The 19355-nt window shown below is 50.8% G+C and carries 16 protein-coding genes and 1 pseudogene; 5 read left to right on the forward strand and 12 right to left on the reverse strand.

All coding sequences use genetic code 11. From position 1 onward, the window contains the following. A pseudogene (locus UC14_RS20180) lies at window positions 1-423 on the forward strand (FAD-binding oxidoreductase); the annotation flags it as partial. A 59-nt stretch (window positions 424-482) separates the two neighbouring features. On the opposite strand, the gene katG reads toward UC14_RS20180, so the two are convergent. The 3 genes from katG to UC14_RS20195 all read right to left on the reverse strand — a co-directional run bounded on the left by katG (window position 483) and on the right by UC14_RS20195 (window position 4990). Beyond that, complete coding sequence (gene katG, locus UC14_RS20185) at window positions 483-2693, reverse strand: catalase/peroxidase HPI (RefSeq protein ID WP_232829714.1); 2211 nt, start codon at window positions 2691-2693, stop codon at window positions 483-485. Between the two features lie 262 nt (window positions 2694-2955). Next, complete coding sequence (locus UC14_RS20190; protein WP_013575201.1) at window positions 2956-3981, reverse strand: LLM class flavin-dependent oxidoreductase; 1026 nt, start codon at window positions 3979-3981, stop codon at window positions 2956-2958. A 223-nt stretch (window positions 3982-4204) separates the two neighbouring features. After that, window positions 4205-4990, reverse strand: a complete 786-nt coding sequence (locus UC14_RS20195; protein WP_013575200.1) for a helix-turn-helix domain-containing protein — start codon at window positions 4988-4990, stop codon at window positions 4205-4207. 125 nt (window positions 4991-5115) lie between these two features. On the opposite strand from UC14_RS20195, the gene UC14_RS20200 reads away from it, so the two are divergent. The 3 genes from UC14_RS20200 to UC14_RS20210 are packed head-to-tail and all read left to right on the forward strand — an operon-like array spanning window position 5116 to window position 8262. Beyond that, window positions 5116-7143, forward strand: a complete 2028-nt coding sequence (locus UC14_RS20200) for an FUSC family protein (protein ID WP_112198306.1) — start codon at window positions 5116-5118, stop codon at window positions 7141-7143. After that, on the forward strand, window positions 7133-7348 hold the full coding sequence (locus UC14_RS20205; RefSeq protein WP_013575198.1) for a DUF1656 domain-containing protein: 216 nt from the start codon (window positions 7133-7135) through the stop codon (window positions 7346-7348). The genes UC14_RS20200 and UC14_RS20205 overlap by 11 nt, the downstream gene beginning before the upstream one ends. Further along, a complete protein-coding gene (locus UC14_RS20210) occupies window positions 7345-8262 on the forward strand; it encodes an HlyD family secretion protein (protein WP_112198307.1) in 918 nt (305 codons plus the stop codon). Before UC14_RS20205 ends, UC14_RS20210 begins: the two co-directional genes overlap by 4 nt. 79 nt (window positions 8263-8341) lie before the next feature. Here UC14_RS20210 and UC14_RS20215 read toward each other — a convergent pair whose 3' ends face one another. From UC14_RS20215 to UC14_RS20230, 4 genes are read right to left on the reverse strand one after another with little or no spacing between them, the layout of a single operon-like run. Next, a complete protein-coding gene (locus UC14_RS20215) occupies window positions 8342-9724 on the reverse strand; it encodes a DHA2 family efflux MFS transporter permease subunit (RefSeq protein ID WP_013575196.1) in 1383 nt (460 codons plus the stop codon). Window positions 9725-9752: 28 nt separating this feature from the next. Then, window positions 9753-10676: an aminoglycoside phosphotransferase family protein gene (locus UC14_RS20220; protein ID WP_223509396.1), complete on the reverse strand. Its 924-nt coding sequence runs from the start codon at window positions 10674-10676 to the stop codon at window positions 9753-9755. Between the two features lie 53 nt (window positions 10677-10729). Continuing rightward, entirely contained in the window at window positions 10730-11872 is a 1143-nt protein-coding gene (locus UC14_RS20225; RefSeq protein WP_112198308.1) for a hypothetical protein, read from the reverse strand. A gap of 48 nt (window positions 11873-11920) precedes the next feature. Beyond that, entirely contained in the window at window positions 11921-13348 is a 1428-nt protein-coding gene (locus tag UC14_RS20230) for a bifunctional 2-methylcitrate dehydratase/aconitate hydratase (RefSeq protein WP_112198309.1), read from the reverse strand. A 467-nt stretch (window positions 13349-13815) separates the two neighbouring features. Between UC14_RS20230 and UC14_RS20235 the strand changes: the two genes are divergently transcribed. Then, complete coding sequence (locus UC14_RS20235; RefSeq protein ID WP_037034802.1) at window positions 13816-14703, forward strand: LysR family transcriptional regulator; 888 nt, start codon at window positions 13816-13818, stop codon at window positions 14701-14703. Window positions 14704-14865: 162 nt separating this feature from the next. Here the strand turns inward: UC14_RS20235 and UC14_RS20240 are convergent, their stop codons facing one another. From UC14_RS20240 to UC14_RS20260, 5 genes are all read right to left on the reverse strand, one after another. Further along, the gene (locus tag UC14_RS20240) at window positions 14866-16080 is read right to left on the reverse strand and encodes an acyltransferase (protein ID WP_112198310.1); all 1215 of its coding nucleotides are present in this window, start codon (window positions 16078-16080) and stop codon (window positions 14866-14868) included. Between the two features lie 192 nt (window positions 16081-16272). Continuing rightward, a complete protein-coding gene (locus UC14_RS20245; protein ID WP_037034806.1) occupies window positions 16273-17109 on the reverse strand; it encodes an MBL fold metallo-hydrolase in 837 nt (278 codons plus the stop codon). A gap of 10 nt (window positions 17110-17119) precedes the next feature. Then, entirely contained in the window at window positions 17120-17446 is a 327-nt protein-coding gene (locus tag UC14_RS20250) for a hypothetical protein (RefSeq protein WP_013575189.1), read from the reverse strand. A 41-nt stretch (window positions 17447-17487) separates the two neighbouring features. Continuing rightward, window positions 17488-18051: a peptidylprolyl isomerase gene (locus tag UC14_RS20255; RefSeq protein WP_112198311.1), complete on the reverse strand. Its 564-nt coding sequence runs from the start codon at window positions 18049-18051 to the stop codon at window positions 17488-17490. Window positions 18052-18158: 107 nt separating this feature from the next. After that, window positions 18159-18941 (reverse strand): alpha/beta fold hydrolase, encoded by a 783-nt coding sequence (locus tag UC14_RS20260; RefSeq protein WP_112198312.1) that lies wholly within the window; start codon window positions 18939-18941, stop codon window positions 18159-18161. Between the last annotated feature and the right edge of the window lie 414 nt (window positions 18942-19355).

The raw sequence follows: 19355 nt of genomic DNA on the forward strand, positions 1-19355 counted from the left end.
ACGCTGCACGCGCTGAAAATTGACAGCACCCTGACCTATTTACAGACGGCGTTTAATTATACGAATTATCGCCAGCAGATCATCGATATGGCGGCTTTGTTCGGCGACGAGGTGATTTCGCATATTGAGTTCCTGCGTGACAATGACGGCAATATCACCGCCAGCGGTTTACAACTTGTGCGTTATTCCACCGAAGAAAGACTGAACGAAATAATGAAAATCTTCCGTGATAATGACGTGAAAATAAATAACCCGCATGTTTATCGCATTGAAGAGGGTAAACAGGGAGAAATTAAACCTGACGTCGTTTCGGTTAAAAAGTGTCTTGATCCCGACGGGTTACTTAACCCCGGCAAGCTCAGGGGCTGGGAGGTACGCGACACCCTGGAATTAGATAACAATCCCCTGTTATTGCGTGACTGAAAAAAAGCCCGCTTAATAAAATTTAAGCGGGCTTTTGGCTTTCAAACGGTCAGTTCAGATCAAAGCTCGAATCTGTCCAGATTCATCACTTTGGTCCAGGCGGCGACAAAGTCTTTCACGAACTTCTCTTGGGCGTCACTGCTGGCGTAAACCTCCGCGTTGGCACGTAATACGGCATTCGAGCCGAACACCAGATCGGCACGCGTGGCGGCGAATCTGACTTCTCCGCTGACGCGATCACGACCTTCAAAACGCTCACCGGAGCCATCAACAGGTTTCCATTCGGTACGCATATCCAGCAGGTTGACGAAGAAATCCGTGTTCAGCTCACCGGTTTTTTCCGAGAACACGCCCAGATTACTGCCGTCGTAGTTAGCCCCCAGCGCACGTAATCCGCCGACCAGCACCGTTAATTCCGGCACGGTCAGGGTCAGTTGCTGAGCCTTGTCGATCAGAAGATTTTCAGTCGATGTATTGGCCGTTTCGCCACGGTAGTTACGGAAACCATCCGCTTTAGGCTTAAGCAGTTCGAACGACTCAATATCCGTCTGATCCTGACGCGCATCCACCCGACCCGGCGTGAAAGGCACGTCGATGTCGATATGAGCCGCTTTCGCCGCCTTTTCAATACCAACCGAACCGGCTAAAACGATCACATCCGCCAGAGACACCTTCTGGAATGACTGCTGGATAGCTTCCAGAGCAGGCAGTGCGCGGGCTGCAATGGCATTCACTTCCCAGTCTCTTTGCGGACGCAGCGCCAGACGCGCACCGTTCGCACCGCCGCGTTTGTCACCGCCACGGAAGGTCGACGCCGACGCCCACGCCACCGAGACCAGTTCACTGACGCTCAGGCCGGAAGCGGCAATTTTCTCTTTCAGTTGCGCGATATCGGCAGCCGTCGGGTGATAGACCGGCACCGGCAACGGATCCTGCCAGATTAAGTCTTCCTTTGGCACTTCCGGTCCGATGTAACGGGCTTTCGGCCCCATATCGCGGTGGGTCAGTTTGTACCATGCACGGGCAAAAGCTTCGTTGAAGGCCTGCGGATCACCGTGGAAACGACGGGAAATTTTCTCGAATTCCGGATCAAAACGCAGCGTCAGATCGGTCACCAGCATGGTCGGTTTGCGTTTTTTTGAGGTATCGAACGGATCAGGAATAATGTCCGGCGCATCAGCGGCTTCAAACTGAATCGCCCCTGCCGGGCTGCGGGTCTGCACCCATTCATATTTGAACAGGTTTTCGAAGAAGTAATTGCTCCACTGCGTCGGGGTTTGCGACCAGATAACTTCCAGGCCGGAGGTGATGGCATCTGCGCCGACACCGGTTCCGTGACTGCTTTTCCAGCCCAGACCTTGTGATTCAATTGGTGCAGTTTCCGGGTCAACACCCACATTATCGGCCGGACCTGCGCCGTGTGTTTTACCCAGCGTGTGACCACCGGCAATCAACGCGACGATCTCTTCATCGTTCATGCCCATATTGCCGAACGTGGCACGAATGGCCGGAGCAGCCGACGCCGGATCACCACTGTGATTCGGCCCTTCCGGGTTGACGTAAATCAGCCCCATTTCCGTTGCGCCCAGCGGAGATTTGGCCAGCTCTTCAGGATGGCGGTGTTCCAGCCAGGTGGTTTCATCACCCCAGTTAATGTCCAGATCCGGTTCCCAGACGTCTTCACGCCCGGCACCAAAACCAAAGGTGCGGAAACCGGAGTTTTCCAGCGCGACGTTCCCCGCCAGAATATACAGATCGGCCCAGGAAATTTTCTGACCGTATTTTTGTTTCACCGGCCACAACAGACGGCGCGCTTTATCCAGACTGACGTTGTCCGGCCAGGAGTTTAACGGGGCGAAGCGCTGCTGGCCGCGACCGGAACCACCGCGTCCGTCGACGGAGCGATACGTCCCGGCGCTGTGCCATGCCAGACGAATGAACAGACCGATGTAGCTGCCCCAGTCCGCCGGCCACCAGGGCTGCGACGCAGTGAGCACCCCTTTGAGGTCGGCTTTCAGTGCGGAGTAATCTAATTTGGCAAATTCTTTACGATAATCAAAGGATTCGCCCAACGGGTTTGAGCGATTTGAGTGCTGATTCAGCAGGTCAACCCTGAGCTGGTTAGGCCACCAGTCACGGTTAGTTGTCCCGCCGCCAGAGGCTTTATTTGAGTTTCCTTCATGGAAAGGACATTTACCGGCACCGGCTTCTCTGTCTGCTTCAACAATTGGCTTTGCGTCGTTTGCTTCTTCATCAATAGAACTGCTCATGCTCACACTCCTGTTATGTAGTCTCATTGCTACTCTATACGCGGATTGAAACCAGTCACATCTGAATCACCCTATGTATTTGATAGATTTTGCCTTAGGACTTATACGCGCTTTTTGCGGGTTTTATCACCAAAATGCCACCCGCTCTGATTATAGAATAGCCCCTGACTGACAGAGGTTTCTCTGTCAGCGTCTCAAAATGCAAAAAGCCCGCCTGAGTTTCCTCATGCGGGCTTTGGGTTTCTGAAACTTTCTTCAGCGATTATTCACGCCAGCCCATTTCAGGGGCGACATATTTGAGAATTGACTCAATCACATGCACGTTATAATCGACGCCGAGCTGATTCGGAACGGTCAGCAATAAGGTGTCGGCTTCGGCGATCGCTTCATCCTGCTTCAGCAATTTGATCAACCTGTCCGGTGTCGCCGCATAGCTGCGGCCGAAAATCGCCCGGGTTTTCTCATCGAGGAAGCCAACTTTGTCGCCATCATCGCCGCTGCCGCCAAAATACGCGCGGTCGCGGTCATCCATCAGGGCGAAAATACTGCGGCTGACGGACACACGCGGTGTACGCTCATGCCCCGCCTCAGCCCAGGCCTGACGGTAAGCGCGAATTTGCTGCGCCTGCTGAATATGGAACGCCTCGCCGGTTTCATCATCTTTCAGCGTGGAGCTTTGCAGGTTCATGCCCAGTTTCGCCGCCCAGACGGCGGTAGCATTCGAGCCCGCGCCCCACCAGATACGTTCACGCAGCCCGGCAGAATAGGGTTCAGGGCGTAACAAACCCGGCGGATTCGCAAACATCGGTTGCGGATTAGGTTTCGCAAAACCTTCGCCGCGCAGGACATCAAGCAGTTTCTCTGTATGACGGCGCGCCATATCGGCTTCCGTTTCGCCTTCTTCCGGCTGATAACCAAAATAGCGCCAGCCGTCGATGACCTGCTCAGGCGAACCACGGCTGATACCGAGCTGTAAACGCCCCCCTGAAATCAGATCCGCAGCGCTGGCGCTTTCCGCCATATACAACGGATTTTCATAGCGCATATCGATAACGCCGGTACCGATCTCAATCTTGCGGGTTTTCGCGCCGATGGCTGCCAGCAAAGGGAAAGGCGACGCAAGCTGGCGCGCAAAATGATGCACCCGAAAATAAGCACCATCGGCCCCCAGTTCTTCGGCTGCGACAGCCAGATCGATAGATTGCAATAAGGCATCAGCCGCCGAGCGCGTGCCCGACTGGGGGGATGGCGTCCAGTGCCCGAATGATAAAAATCCAATCTTTTTCATAGCGTCTTCATCCTCATAATCCGTAAACCGGTGCCCTGTCTCTGTCATGCGGAACAGGGCTTAGTGATGGGTTTACTTTACGCGACTCAGGATGAGAATAAATATCATTTGTTTAACATACTGATTCAGTTTATTTGATTAACAACGGGGAATTTTGCGGGTTCTGGCAGCAGATGCCTCGCCACGGCGCATTGAAGGTCATCGTCCGCGGGCCGTATCAGGCTTATTTTCTTTCACTAAAATAGAGCGCAGGCGTGCAGCCGACAGACTTCTTAAACATGGTGATGAAAGCATTGACTGACTCATAGCCTAATTCATTCGCCACATTTTGTACGGACTGGCCGCTGGCAAGCCCCCGTAGCGCAATAATCAAATGCAGTTGCTGACGCCAGCGTCCGAATGAAAGTCCTGTTTCGCGCACCATAAGTCGTGCAAGGGAACGTTCACTTAATGCCAGGCGTTTTGCCCACTCACGCAATGTACTGCGGTCTTGCGGATGGCTGACCAGCGCATCGGCCATCTCTCGTATTTTGGGATTTTCTGAGACCGGCAAATTAAAATTCTGCTGCGGCATATTCACCAGTTCATCAAGCGTGACCCGTGCCAGCCGTGCCGCATGGCTGTCCGGCGGGTAATGCGCATCTTCCCCGACCAGACGACTAATCAGTTCGCGAATAAGGGGAGAAACAGCAAATGTGCAGCATTGTTCTGGTAGTGCGGCGGCTCCCGGCTCAACAAATAAATAGCTGAGATGCGCATTCCAGGTGGCTCTCGCACTATGGGGAGTTCCTCCGGGGATCCATACGCCGCAGTGAGGCGGCACAATCCATATGTCATTCTCAGCCCGACAGGTTACCGCACCATAAAGGGCAAGGATGAACTGTCCCTTTCGATGGGTGTGAACGGGGACTTCCGCTTCGTACTCGGTGAAATCAATGTGGCGCGCCACAGCCGCACAACCGGTGGAGTCGGGATCAAAAAGTGAAATAACGTCGCGGGAAAGTGTCATATTGGCCGGATTCAGGTATTTTTTGGCAGTATAGAGTATTTCCACCCCTGAGTAATCTGGCAATAATTGCCGGTATGCGCAAATGACTCTTTTGCCACCACCGCTTGCCAGGGGCCATTACTCTCATGTTCAACTCTTTACGCAGGGCATTCCCCTCCTCCTTGCTTCTTAACGATGCGAATGCGTTGTTATATTCAGCCAAGACGTTTACCGCTGCCATGCTGGCCTATTACATCGCTTTGTCTGTCGGTCTGGACAGGCCTTCCTGGTCAATTATTACTGTCTATATCGTTTCGCAGACATCCGTCGGAGCCTCACTGAGTCGAAGCGTTTATCGCCTGACGGGCACGATAACAGGCGCGGCGATGACGGTGGTGATTGTGCCCAATTTTGTCAACACACCGATAATTTGCAGTCTGGTACTGACCGGCTGGATAACACTTTGCCTGTATTTTTCGCAGCTTGACCGTACCCCCCGCGCCTATGCTTTTGTTCTGGCGGGCTACACGGCAAGTCTTATTGGTTTTCCTGCGGTGTTCGAACCCGGCGCAATTTTTGACATCGCCATCACCCGGGTACAGGAGATCATGATCGGGATCCTGTGCGCCAGCTTTATCCACCGCTATGTCATACCCAAACGCATTACGGGTCTTTTCAACAGCAAGCTCGCGGTAACACAGCGTGATGCCCGCCGGATGGTGATTGACACGTTAAAAAGAGTAGCCGGCGAGAAAGAAAAGCAGCTTCAGCTTGCGCTGACGTTACAGTCCCTTGACGGGTTTGGTCATCATCTGCCCTATGACTTCGCGATATCAAAATCATCACGTAAAGCACGTCAGTTAATACATGACAGATTGTCGCGGCTTTTGGTTGTGAGTAACCAGTTACATGATTATCTGCACGAATTAAACCTCTTACCGGACAGCATTGCGACGCTGGTCAGTGAGGTCACAGACTGGCTCGCCTGTGAGGATTCAACCGCGCGTAAGGCCGGTGCTGAAAGGCTTCGGCGACGTTGTGTGGCGTTGCAACACCGGTCATCCGCTGACGAATTAAATTTTAAAGAAGCGCTGCGCGTTAATTTTGTCAAACGGCTGGAAGAGACAATCATGCTTTTGCAGCAATGCGAACAGCTTTCTCATGCCCTCCTTTTGGCCAAACCTGAGCATATGATTGATGGAGCCGAAGAGGCAAAAGGTTACGTTTATCACCGGGATCATTTTACGGCTGCGCGTGCTGCGCTGGGGGCGTTTGCCATCATCTTCAGTGGCTGTCTGCTGTGGATTTACTCCGCGTGGCCCGATGGCGCCACAGCGGTATCGATTCTCGGCGTCTGCTGCACATTATTTGGCAGTTTCGACACGCCGGTTCCTCATATCGTTAAATATATTGCAGGCTCCGTCTATGGCGTGATTATCAGCCTGATTTATAGCTTCATCCTTCTTCCCCAGGTGACCGAATTTAGTGTGCTGGTTGCGGTACTTGCGCCTGCTTATTTGCTGGCCGGATCTCTGCAGGCCAGACCGCCCACCACGTTCATGGCTATGGGCATCACGCTGACACTGCCCATCTTGTCTGAATTAGGCGCGCGCTACAGTGGTGACTTTGCCACTGCCATCAACACGGCGGTCGCGTTATTTGCCGCAACCGGCTATGCCGTGGTCAGTATGGGTTTATTACAGACCGTACAGGCGGATTCTGCTATCCGTCGTCTGCTGCACCGATGTCGCCGTGACATCAGATATCGCGCAAAGGGTCTCTCATCCATGAATGATGTGGCCTGGGTGAATCTGATGATAGATCGAACTGCCCTGATCCTGCCCCGGCTCCCGCGCAGTAACCAGACGGCGGACTCGGTGCTTAATAGCCTGCTGCATTATTTAAATATTGGACTTGCAGTGACTTATTTAAAACGCTCACTGAATAAGCTGGAGGGAGAAACCGCATTACAGGTAAATACACTTCTCAACCTGCTGGCCCGCGGTGCGCAGCCCGGTGAATTACAGAAACGTATTAGCCTGATACTCGCCATTAACCCGCCGGTTTCACATCAACAACCGCACGCTCTTATTGAGCATATTATTGATCTGCACTGTGCGTTAAAAAACTGTGCATTAAAAGAGAGGGATAAGGAACAGTCACATGATTACTGACATTAATATCGGTGGCGTCTTTTTGCCTGGCTTATTAGTCATGGCTTTGATGGCATTTTCCGGCACGATTTTAATCACACCCTTTTTATCTTTTAGCAGATTCTATCGGCGTTTACCCTGCCGGCCGCTCATTGATTTCACGACTTTTATTATTATCTTTGCCTTGTTAATGCAGGGGCTGGACGCGTCAGGATTATCAGTATGAAACCATTTTTTTCGCTGTTAGGCCGCTATATATTTACACTAAGCGCCGTCATGGTGGCAGCCATTATTGCCTTCATGCTGTGGAAACATTATGCACAGACGCCCTGGACGCGTGACGGTCGGGTACGGGCAGATGTGGTGCAAATCACGCCAGATGTTTCCGGGCCGGTAAACCGCGTTGCCGTGATGGATAACCAATGGGTTAATCGCGGAGATATTCTTTATTCAATCGATCCGCAATGGTTGAAACTGGCGGTGCTCAGCGCTCAGGCTGAGGTTGATGCGAAGCGAAATGAAATGCAAATGCGTCAGGATGCTGCCAGACGTCGCAGTCAGATTAGCGGAGTAATCTCTAAAGAAGATATACAAAATACCAGCAGTGCGGCGGGCGTTGCGGCGGCGGAATATCAGGGGGCGCTGGCCGCGCTGGAACTGGCAAAACTCAATCTTTCCCGCGCGATAATTCATTCTCCGGCAGACGGCTATGTCACGCATCTGAGACTGCGTCCCGGCGATTATGCCAACGCGGGGGAGACAAAAGTTGCCATTATTGATGCCAGCAGTTTCTGGGTAGTGGGTTATTTTGAGGAAACGAAAATGCAGCGTATTCATGTCGGTAGCACGGCAAAAATCGTGCTGATGGGATATGCACCAGCGCTGACAGGCCACGTAGAAAGCATTGGTCGCGGGATAGATGATAGCAATGACGCACCCGGTAGCCAGGGCCTGCCGGATGTAGAGTCCACGTTTAGCTGGGTGCGACTCGCTCAGCGTATTCCGGTACGCATCCATATTGATCATCTGCCCAACGGGGTCGAATTAGTGGCGGGCATGACTGCCAGCATCGCCATTAACGCGTCAAAGAGCGCGGACACTAAAGCAGGATATGCGGATTTTTTGTCATCTGACCGGTGAATGCCTGAATAACCTATTCGTCAGAAAAGCCGCCGCAGGATGGCATTTATCCTGCGGCGGGCATAACGCATAACCTCTCTTACCGGTGCAGGCGCAGCATACTTGAGACAGAAGATAGCGCAGAGATAAGACAGGCCAGCCCGAAGACATAGACGGCGAACTGTGCCCCCGCCTGCCCCGTCAGTCCGTTCAACAGTGCAATAACCATCGCGACCAGCGCCGCACCAATGGATTGCCCTGCTGTCCTGGCGGTTGACAATACCCCCGAGGCCGTGACCGTTCGGTTCGGTGCCACATTCGAGAACATCTCTTTATTATTCGGCGGCAGGAACAGTCCATAGCCAATCCCGCAAACCGCCACGCGCCAGAGAAAATCATTCACCGTCGCCGCTTGCGGCAACAGAGCCAGAGATCCTAAACCCAGAGAGAAAATCACCACGCCGGCTGTCGATATCTGGGTAGGATTTAAACGATTGGACAGCCTGCCCGCCACCGGAGCGCAGATTGCAACGGCAACCGGCCACGGTGTAAAGATGAACGCCGATTCCAGCACCGAATAGTGATAGGCATGCTGCAGTACAAAGGGCAACCCCACCAGCGCCATCCCCTGTGCCACAAACATTGAGACAGAAGAGATCACCGCAAAGGTATACCGCCTTGAACGGAATATATCGAGCGGCAACAACGGGCTTTTTGAGCGCGTCTGCACGCTGACAAAGATGGCCAGCAGCAGCACCGAGGCGACGCCGCAAAGCATGAGTATGCGGCTATCCCAGCGCCCGATCTGATCCACAGCGATGACCATCAGCCCTAAAGCGACGGCTGAGGTCACCGCACCTCCCCAGTCGAAGCCTTTTTCCTTCTCAGTATCGACGCCCAGGGAGATCAGGGAGAAGACAATGGCAAGTGCACCCAGCGGGAGATTGATATAGAACAACCATGGCCAGTCCAGATAAGAGATGATCAGGCCGCCTAACGCCGGGCCGATGGCCGTCCCCACCGCAAAAGCCAGCGCGTTCAGCCCTAAAATGGTGCCCAACGTATGCGGCGGAAAGATAACCCTGTACAGACCCAGCCCGACGCTGATCATGACCGCATAGCTCACCCCCTGAAGTATACGCATGGCAACCAGCATGCCGAAGGTCGGGGAGAGGCTACAACCCAGCGATGCCAGCGTAAACAGCACCATGCCAGCGGTGTAGAAGCGCCGCTCCCCTATCCTCGAACCCAGCGATGCACAGATCAACATCGTTGCAGCGCTGGCAACCTGATAGGCGTTGGTCACCCAGATGACAGAGGCAGAATCTACCCGTAAAGCCTCCGCAATAGAGGGCAAGGAAATATTGACGATGGAACTGTCCAGCGCCGCCATAACCACGCCAATCAAAATGGCGGCAGCCGCCAGATAGCGCCTTGGCGCCTCAAATCCTTGTTCTAAGGGACTACTGCTTACCAGCGACATATCCTTATCATCCTATATTGAATTGAAATTACGCACAGAGGCTTTCAGCCTCAGCAACCGGTCCTTCTAGGTAGGCCAGCAGGCCCAGCATCAGCACTTCTTCCGGGCTGGCAACAACGGGAGAGCGCGGCGCTTTCCAGGGCTGTTTACTGCCGTTGATGCGGATACTCCTCAGGAAACAGTAGGTGGTGAGGACATAGAACCGGTTGCGCATACTTTCCCCCATCAGCGGCAGCAGGCCGGAAATACCGCCTAACTCAGGGATCTCGCTAAGAATGCTGCCGTAGTCCGGTTTCGCCAGCACGAACATCAGTGCATCCGCCATCGGGACCATTTTGACTGCATCCTTTACCTCTGCCGCAAGCTCATGCCAGAACGAAAAAGCAAACCGCGAGAAGCCGAAAAGCGGATCCAGCCCGCGTACGGAAAAGTCAGGGTCAATGAAACGTGTCTGAGCATGCTCCTCGTTATAGAGCACATTGCCGAAGTGAAAATTGAAATGGGCTTTTTCTACCGATCTGAACTCTTCAGTCCGGGCCAGCTCCAGCGCTCTTTCATAGACTTCCCGGGCCGTGGTACTGAAACGCACCCCGTTAAGCAGAATAGGTTTATCAAACAGCTCATGAGCGAAGCGCGTGCCTTCCCACTCTTCCTGTAATCTGGCGGGCATCTCGTGGGTTATTGCCGACGAGGTTTCTGATTCCAGGCTGATCGCTTTCTGTACATTTTCCAGTGCGTTTCTGACGATCATCCTGCGCTCAGCCAGCGACCGTTGTTCGTCAAAGACGATCCTGGACAGCGGAAGGGAATCCATCTTCTCGAGAATATAAAATTGCCGCCCGGCTGCCAGCCCGTCGTGCAAGACCGGCACCATCAGTTCCGGATAAATATCGTGCAATGCCCGGATCTGATCGACTTCGGCTTTCAGTTTGCCATTGAACATTTCGGACATGGCCGTCTTCACAACGAAGCCTGAACTCAAAAAATCTACAGTATGTGAGCTTGTCATTTTTCAATCCCCTGGAAAGTTGCCACTGGCAGGCCAAGCGCGAGGCTGCGCGCTACAGCACGTACCACAGCGCTGTAGCCGACGGTGTTGTTAACAAACGACTGGATGACGACCTCACTCAAATTCTGACTGGCCAGATAGGCTGGCCGGAGAATGAGCAAGTGATTCTGATCGGAAAGAATGGTTGAACACCGGCGCTCGAAGGCATATGCACGGCTTCCTAACGGTGACCGCGATGCTTTCACAACATGAGGATGCGTCCCGCTCACCCGCTCAATCGCCGCCTCAATGAGACCGGTGGTTAACGCACCGCCATCCTTAACGATGAAACGGTTAATCTGATAGCCGGGTGCATGCACAGGCGCGCGTAATGAGACGGTATTCACTAACGGTGCCCAGGGCATCACCTTGTCCTGACTCATGGCAATTTGTGAGAAGCTCGGACGGAGATTGTCGCGCGCATCCTGCAGGCGTCCCTCGAATGATCGGGTGCCGAGTACACCGTTAGGCGTATCCGGATGCACGATATCGGTTTCAACCGACACAATATGCGAGGCATTGCATTGGATAGCCCTGAGCGCCTCGGTGAGTACGCGCAATGAGGCATGCATACCATTGGTCTGGCAGGAGCCGAGGCAATACATGCCCGAACCGACCACCTGGCGTTGTATCGTGTCGATATCATCGCGGGTCAGATCTTCCAGACAGCCATAGATACTCGGCAGTTCGTTGGCCTCTGCAACGCCCAGCACCACGTCCGCGAGTTCTTGCATGTTGCGGGCGACAGGGCTGTTTTTGTCCATATCCAGCTTGCTGGTTGCGATAAAGCCAATGTCGAAGCGACCTGTCTGCGGAGGAAGATCTTTGGCAAGATCACCAAAGAAAAAGTGAACCTCACGACCGTCGATCCGCAGGGTGTCATGATCGATAATGTCGATGTGAGACTGGATGCCGGGATGCGCCATCGCCAGACGGGCCACAATGCCATCTATCGGACGCAGTTCAGGATAATGTTTATCTAAAGAAGGAGGATTCGTGACGACGGTTTGAATAACAAAACCATCCTTCGCCGGATCATTCTGAATCAGCAAATTCGCGCCGATCTCCGCTCCGCAACCCACTAATATGGCTTTTTTCACTTCATCACCTCGCGCTAAATGAATATAGGTAAGTGTGTTAAATGCGGCCTAGTCCCAGGAGAACATTTTCAGCAGATCAGTGACGGACATGGCATCAAGCTTCGATTCCGAAATCAGGGTTTCGGCCAGAATATGGGCGCGGTCACGCAGCGGGCTGTCTGAAAGATTCAGATGGAATTTCGTCAGCAGCGCCCCGAAACACTCTTCACGGCGACGAACATGGCCGAGCGGATATTCAATGGTTTCAGAGATCTCTTCAGTCATGCCATGACACTTCAGATAGAGCGCATTGGGAATGGCGCGCTTATCAGGGTCGTAGTAGCTCTCTGTAAAGGAAGGGCGTTCAGTGCAGGTGATTTTCAATCGCAGTGCATCCAGTTGAGGATCGCTGGCGAGCGGTTCGTGGAAATCTTTAATCGTCAGATTTCCGGTTTGCAGCCCCACGGCAACCATGTACTGGAGACAGTGATCGCGATCGGCGGAGTTATTCAGCGGTCCTGATTTATCAATAATCTGAATCGCCGGTCGGGTTGTTTCTACCCGCACATACTCGATGCTCTCAGGCGTAAACCCGGCTGCCAGTATCCGTTCCCGAAGGTTAATGGCCGCTTCTACAGCAGTCTGGGCGTGGTACTCAGCGGGATTGGGAACCTTGAACAAGATGTTCTTAATGACAAAATCTGACAGGTTGCGCGACAGATTGAAGGGTTTGCCCCGCAAAACAGCATCATTGAATCCCCACCGGCTGACCGTCAGCGCGCTGGGATAACCCATTTCACCGGTTTGCGCGAACAGCGCCAGTTGCAGGCCACGCGCCGTGGCGTCTCCGGCGGCCCATGACTTACGGGTACCGGCATTTGGCGCATGCCGGTAGGTTCGGAGAGAGTGACCGTCGATAATAGCGTTGGACAGTGCACTCAGTGCCTGGTCTTTTGACAAGCCGAGGAGTTGAGCCGAGGCGATGGCAGAAGCCACTTTCACCAACACCACATGGTCAATCCCCAGCGCATTAAAACAGTTCGACAGACACAGCACGCCGTGGATCTCATAAGCACGAATCATCGTATTCAGGACGGCTGTCATATCAGCGGGCGGCTGATTACCGTCAGTCAGGCTATGCCAGGTTGCGGCAGCCAGGATGGCCCCCAGATTATCGGACGGGTGCCCCCACTCCTGCGCAAGCCAGGTGTCATTGAACTCCAGCCAGCGGATCATCGAACCGATATGAAAGGCCGCCTCGATCGGTCCCAGTCTGAGTCCGGTACCGACAACCGGGACACCCGCCTGGCTCTTGCTGAACTGAGCGCTGCCCATTAGTTTCAGACAGTCGTGATCGGCAGAGGCGGCAATTGCGCAACCTATCGAATCCAGCAGACAATAACGCGCCAGGCGTAAAGTCTCATTATCAAAGGTTGTCCGCTCATAGGCGTAGTCAACCAGCTCAACCATTACCTCATCAAACTCTGCATGCGCCATATTTCACCCCATAAACAAAAATGAATTGTCGAAATACACGTAATTGAGATCCGGTAATATATATATCCAGATAATAGAAATAGACAACGCGTTGATTTATATGAGAATACTCTCCATCACTCATAAAATCGTAATGGGCATGGCAATAAAAGACCAGCGAATAAAATCGAGGCATTCATCGAAAGTATTGATGCCCTGACAAAATGCCTGTTGAGGAGGACGGAAAGTTCAGGGAAATGAGCATGAGTTACAGAGCGTGAAAATAAGCACAGTCTGTTGTTGAAATTCGTAATTCAGAATTAATGTCTGCCGGAAAGGTAATAATAATGACACGCACCCTGATGTGGCCACGCAGTGCCCGCAGTGGTAGCCCGGAGCGGAGATTTTAAAACATAGTGACAAACTCACTAATACAGAATATAAATAATTGTTGTGACGGTGAACTAATTTTTAGCATGAGGTCTCAAATGAAGCTAAGTGAACTTCTTGCGTTCGTGACAGTCGTGGAGACAGGGAACATAACCCAGGCAGCCGAGCGTCTGAATCGCGTGCAATCGAGTATTTCCCACCGAATCAGGAGCCTGGAGGATAATCTGGATGTCACCCTGTTAGATCGAAAAACCGATGGGTGCTCACTGACTGCGCAAGGCCAGATACTTTATGACTACGCACTTAAAATATTGAATCTTGCGGATGATTGTAAAAACAACATTTCCCACTCCAAAAATAGCCAGCTGAATATGCGTATTGGCATAATCGAATGTCTACCCCCCTATATTGTCAGTTCACTGATCGATTTAGGTCATGATTTGGGCTGGAATATCGATATTTCGATTGGGAACACCATAAGCTTGCTTAATGCCTTCGACCAAAACGAATTTGATGCGGTAATAATCGGTGCAGGTTTTTCAAACACGCAACATGCGCGCTCCATATTACTCTCCAGCGAACTGGTTATTATTACAGAGAAAAATTACCCCACCATTAAAGACATTTCCAGTCTGGATGGCGAAGTTTTTTTACTCAGCAGCAAAAAATGTGCAACCACTACCCGCAATTATAATGTTCTTTTTAATGAAGGGCATATCACGCCTAAGCGGGTGGTAGAATGTGGTTCCTATCCCGTACTGTTCTCCAGCATCGCTGCCGGCAAAGGCGTGTCGTTAGTTTTACGTTGTTCTATCAGCGGCGAGGTACAAAATAAGATAAAAATTCATGAACTCAGTGGCCAGTTCAATGACTTCAAAATAGAGCTTGTTTATCGTACAGATTCACCTTATCTGGATAGCACTAAATTCAGAGGCATAATGACCTCACTTTTTCAGGATCCCCGGCTGCACAATATCGGTTATTAGGGCATTCGTAACCAACACGTACACTCCCCATGTTAGTGAAATTCCCTCATCTCAAATACAAATGGGAGAGCATACATCTGCCGTATGCCCTCCCATCCCATAAGCCTGCCCTCCCCCGTTCGTCGTATTCTGACGACAAGATGATCAATACTCCGTTATCCGTTATGAAGGTTTACGCAGAGCCACTAAGGCTTTCGCTCTGCACTTCTCCAGTATTAATTTCATCACGGGCACTTCAAAGTACTTATATAAAAAAGAGGCAAATGAGACGGATAAAACCAACGCGACGGCGATAAGCGCAATTCCCTCCGGTAAGCTAAACTTTCTTCCTGCCGTAAGATTCAAAAAATAAAAGAGCACTAAGAAATGAACCATATAGAAGGAATAGGATATTTCTCCTAACCACACCGATGTTTTACTGTTTAACAGAGTGTTTCGGTATTTTAAATCATCACCCGCAATCGAAACGATTAATAAACACACCGGGATGATGAAAACCACGCTCATACTGAACTGGTAAGGGATATACATGGAACCGATGTAAGTTGCTGCAAGCAGGGTAAACGACGCCGTTTTCGTCAGCACGAGCATTCGTCCGTTCATCAGCAGCCGGGCTGCAAACATACCGGCAAGGAATTCAAATATGCGTGATGGGGGAAAAATATACGAAACCCAAAAGTGTTGCTGCGAGATCGGAAACGCCCCCATCATCTTGTCCGGCTCAACCCAGAGGTAAATATATGTTTGAACCAATAAGGATGCCGCCGTTACTATTATTAATCCGGCTAAATCGAATTTTTCAGGTATTGTCTTCATTACTCTGAAAAGAAAGGGGAAAGAAAGATAAAACATCGCTTCTATACAAAGAGACCAACTGGGTCTGTTACCGACGAAAAAATAGTGAACATCATCAACCCAGGTATTCAATAACAGAAGGTTTGATGACCAAAGTTTATATTGATAGATACTCATGGCACCAATAATGAATGCTATAGCCCAGGTCAGACAATGCGTAGGGTAAATCTTTGCAAAACGTCGCAGGTAAAAATCTCCCACGGTGTCATTATCTCTCGCAGACCACACCATAATGAATCCACTGAGTATGAAGAAATATGAAACGCCGAGCCAGCCCGCTTTACCCACAATAACGGTGAAAATGTGCTGTATGGTTGGATCTGAAAAGGGAGCGAGATCGCTGGGTAGCGATGAATGAAATAAAAAAACTAATAAAGCCGCCCAGAATCTGCTGCCGGTAAGCGATGGAAGTTTGGTCTGCGGGGGTAATTTCCCGGTTGTTATTGGCTGACTCCCCTCCATTTCAATGGCGTCAGCATGAATAGCATCAATACTTATTTCTCTGTTTATTGCAGGATTCATGGTGTTCCCCCTGAGGATAGTATTTTATACCGGAAGATTTATTCAGTAGCATAGCGACAATGTTACACAGCAAAAATAAATAGCGGCAAAGCAACTTAAGCAGAGCCTGACCGGTTACCAATAATTAACCGTTGCGTTGCCGGTCAGGAAATAAAGTATTTTCAGAGCAGAACGTTCTGATGAAAGTTTTAACTAGTGGATATCGACGGTCACGTATCCGGATTTACGTTTTTCAATATAACCAAATCCTTGTTCGCCAAAATGCATACCACCGACAAGAACGCTGTCCGAGCTCACGCTTTCAAGTATGCGGGAACGTGTCTCTGCCGCCATTTGAGGATCATAGTCAAAGGCAATGGCAACATCCGGTTTTAGCAGTTGAATATGAGGAAAATGAACAATATCACCCCAAATCAACAGGCTATCTCTGTTACCCTCAATCCGGTAACCTGTATGACCCGGCGTGTGACCTTTCAGCGGGATCGCAAAAACACCAGGAAATACCTCGCCTTTATCGATGAGACGAAGATTTTTCTGATACTTTTTGAATATACTTCGCGCCAGCAGGAAATTGCCTTTTACGCGGTCACTGACGGCAGCGAAATTTTCATCATCTTGCAGATAATTAAATTCATCGCTGTTTATGATCAATTCGGCATTAGCAAATACAGCCTCACCTTCTGCGTTTAACAATCCGCCAATATGATCAGGATGGGCATGTGTGAGTAATACCGCGTCAATATTGCCAGGTTGTATCCCCAGCAGATCCAGATTAGCAACCAGTTTGCCGCCCCAGCCCTTAACGCCTCCTGCCCCGCTATCGATAAGAATATTTTTACCCTTCTGGCGGACTAAAAAAGTATTAATATGCACCGCATTGAGTTCACTGACTTGTGCACTGCGCTGAATTTCCTTGCACTCGTCCTCATCCACATTTGAAAGCATTCCGAAGTCGACATGCAGATATCCATCACTTACCGCAGTAACCGATATATCGCCGAGATCTCTTGTTGGAAAATTAACATTCATAATCCGTTCCTTAGTTCTTTGCATAAATATTACCCGCTTCAAAAGAGAAACAGCGAATTCTCGCTATGACTCCTGTCTTCTCCTTAATTAATAAATCAACCTGATGCATGAATTCATCCAACACCGACAGGGTTCGGAAAACTTCCTGGCGTAGTCTTGCTTCGAAATAGACCGGTGTGCCAAAACCTATCTCTGCGGTGAGGTAGCTGATGTGAATATTATTTTCTTTCGCTTTCAGGATCTCTATGGCGAGACGGGCTAAAGCCGTTGAAAATTCCGCAAAGGCCTCTGCATCTAACCGGTGGCTTGCAGCGGTATAGAGAGTAATACTGGGCATCTTCGACTCCTTCGAATGGATATTTACGCCGCCAGGTTATTTTATACGGCTCTGACAGACACTAATCGCATGCTTTTTATGACATCGGGATTGACCACCGTGCCAATGTCCGAAGCCCCCCGGCGGAGTTGGTCAATTAACTCGATGCCACTCGTTACTTTCCCAAAAGCAGTGTAATTCTGGTCTAAAAAACCTGCCCTCGCGGAGGTGATGAAAAACTGATGACGGGCGCTGTGTGGATGCCGTGATCTGGCCATGCCGACGGTACCGCGTTCAAAAGGCAATCGGTTAAACTCTGCGGCCAGCGCCGGTAATTTCGTATAATCCAGCCCTGTATCTTTTATCGGGTCACCCGTTTGTGCCATAAAGCCTTCTATGACCCGGTTAAACGGCATGCCATCATAAAATTTGGCCTGTACCAGCGATTTTATGCGTTCAACATGCCCGGGGGCCAAATCGGGAAATAAGCGGATGCTCACGGTTCCACTCTCCAGTTGCATCTCGATAATATCTCTCTGAGCCATTACCCCTTTGAAGGCAACCGGAAGCATTGCAACACCCGCGCACAAGCCCAGGCTTCCACCAATAAATAACCGACGATTCATAGAATTTACTCCGTTCGCGCATCAGACTTTTCATCGTCTGCCATGCCAGATTTGCTCATTAACAGCGCCCGTACGTCCTTACAGGCGCTGACTGCCTGCGCTGATTGTTAATGCGTATTCTTGTTATCAATGAACGAGATGATTTCATCAGTGAGCGCTTCGGGTTGCTCATAATTCGGTAAATGGGCGGCGCCGGGTAGGGTATGCAATTGGGCATTGCGCTTGTCGGCCAGACGTTGCGCGTAGTCCGGAGGCGTAAGTTGATCCTCACTTCCTCTGACCACCACAGCCCTTACCCCCGGAATATTCATATCGGTCAGATCGGTGTCGGCGATGGCATAAGAGCAACCCGCGAAGGCTTCAACCGAAGTGCGGCGCAACATCTGTTTCATACCCTCCGCGTAGGGCGAGTCGATAAATTTCGGTGTGACCCATTTGCTCAGAATCCCCATTTCGAGATGCTCAACACCGTGGTGAAATACATCTTCAGCCCGGGCGCGCCAGAGCGAAGGCGGAGCGGCATTCACCAGTGCAGTATCAACAATGATCATTCCCTGAACTCGTTTGGGGATCTTGAACCCAATCCATTGCGCTATTGTTCCGCCGATTGAGACCCCGGCAACATAAAACTCATTGATGTGAAGATGATCCAGCGCCGCCACCACATCGTCGGCCAAATCTGACATTGAAAACTGCAGGGAATCGACTGCGCTTAATCCATGCCCACGGATGTCCAGGCGAATAACACGATAACGCTCACTCAGACGCGGCATTTGCAAATCCCAAAGGTGCAAATCCGTCCCCAAAGAATGAAGAAGTACCAATGTCGTTGCATTTTCAGAACCCTGCACATCGACGTGCTGAGTTAATTTAAGTGGCCGGATAAACATTTAATACTCCATATTCTTTTTGCTTCTGTTTCGTCGGCTCTCCGTCACGCATTACCTGATCCGACGTCTCGTCCTGCTTATAGAACCATGAATTCTGCTACGCCATAGTCGCAACGTATTCATAACGACATGCTGATATTATTTTTTCAGTTTCATACAAATAAATTTTTTCGTTATGAGGGTCAGCCTTAAATACGTTGTTAACGCTGTTATTATTAGAACAATTCTTATCGTCGCTCTAATGGATAATTTCGATATCACTATCGAAATTGTAGATACGGGGTGGATCTTAATAGGGGAAAACGTGGCGAAGGAACAGACTGACCGGGGAAATGCTGCGCAGCAGGAATTGCAGGCAATAATTTTTCTGCACGTTGTTCGGTATGCCGCTGATAATAAAAAGCCCGCACAAGA

Source organism: Rahnella sp. NRRL B-41462, from assembly GCF_003263525.1.
Taxonomy (GTDB): Bacteria; Pseudomonadota; Gammaproteobacteria; order Enterobacterales; family Enterobacteriaceae; genus Rahnella; species Rahnella aceris.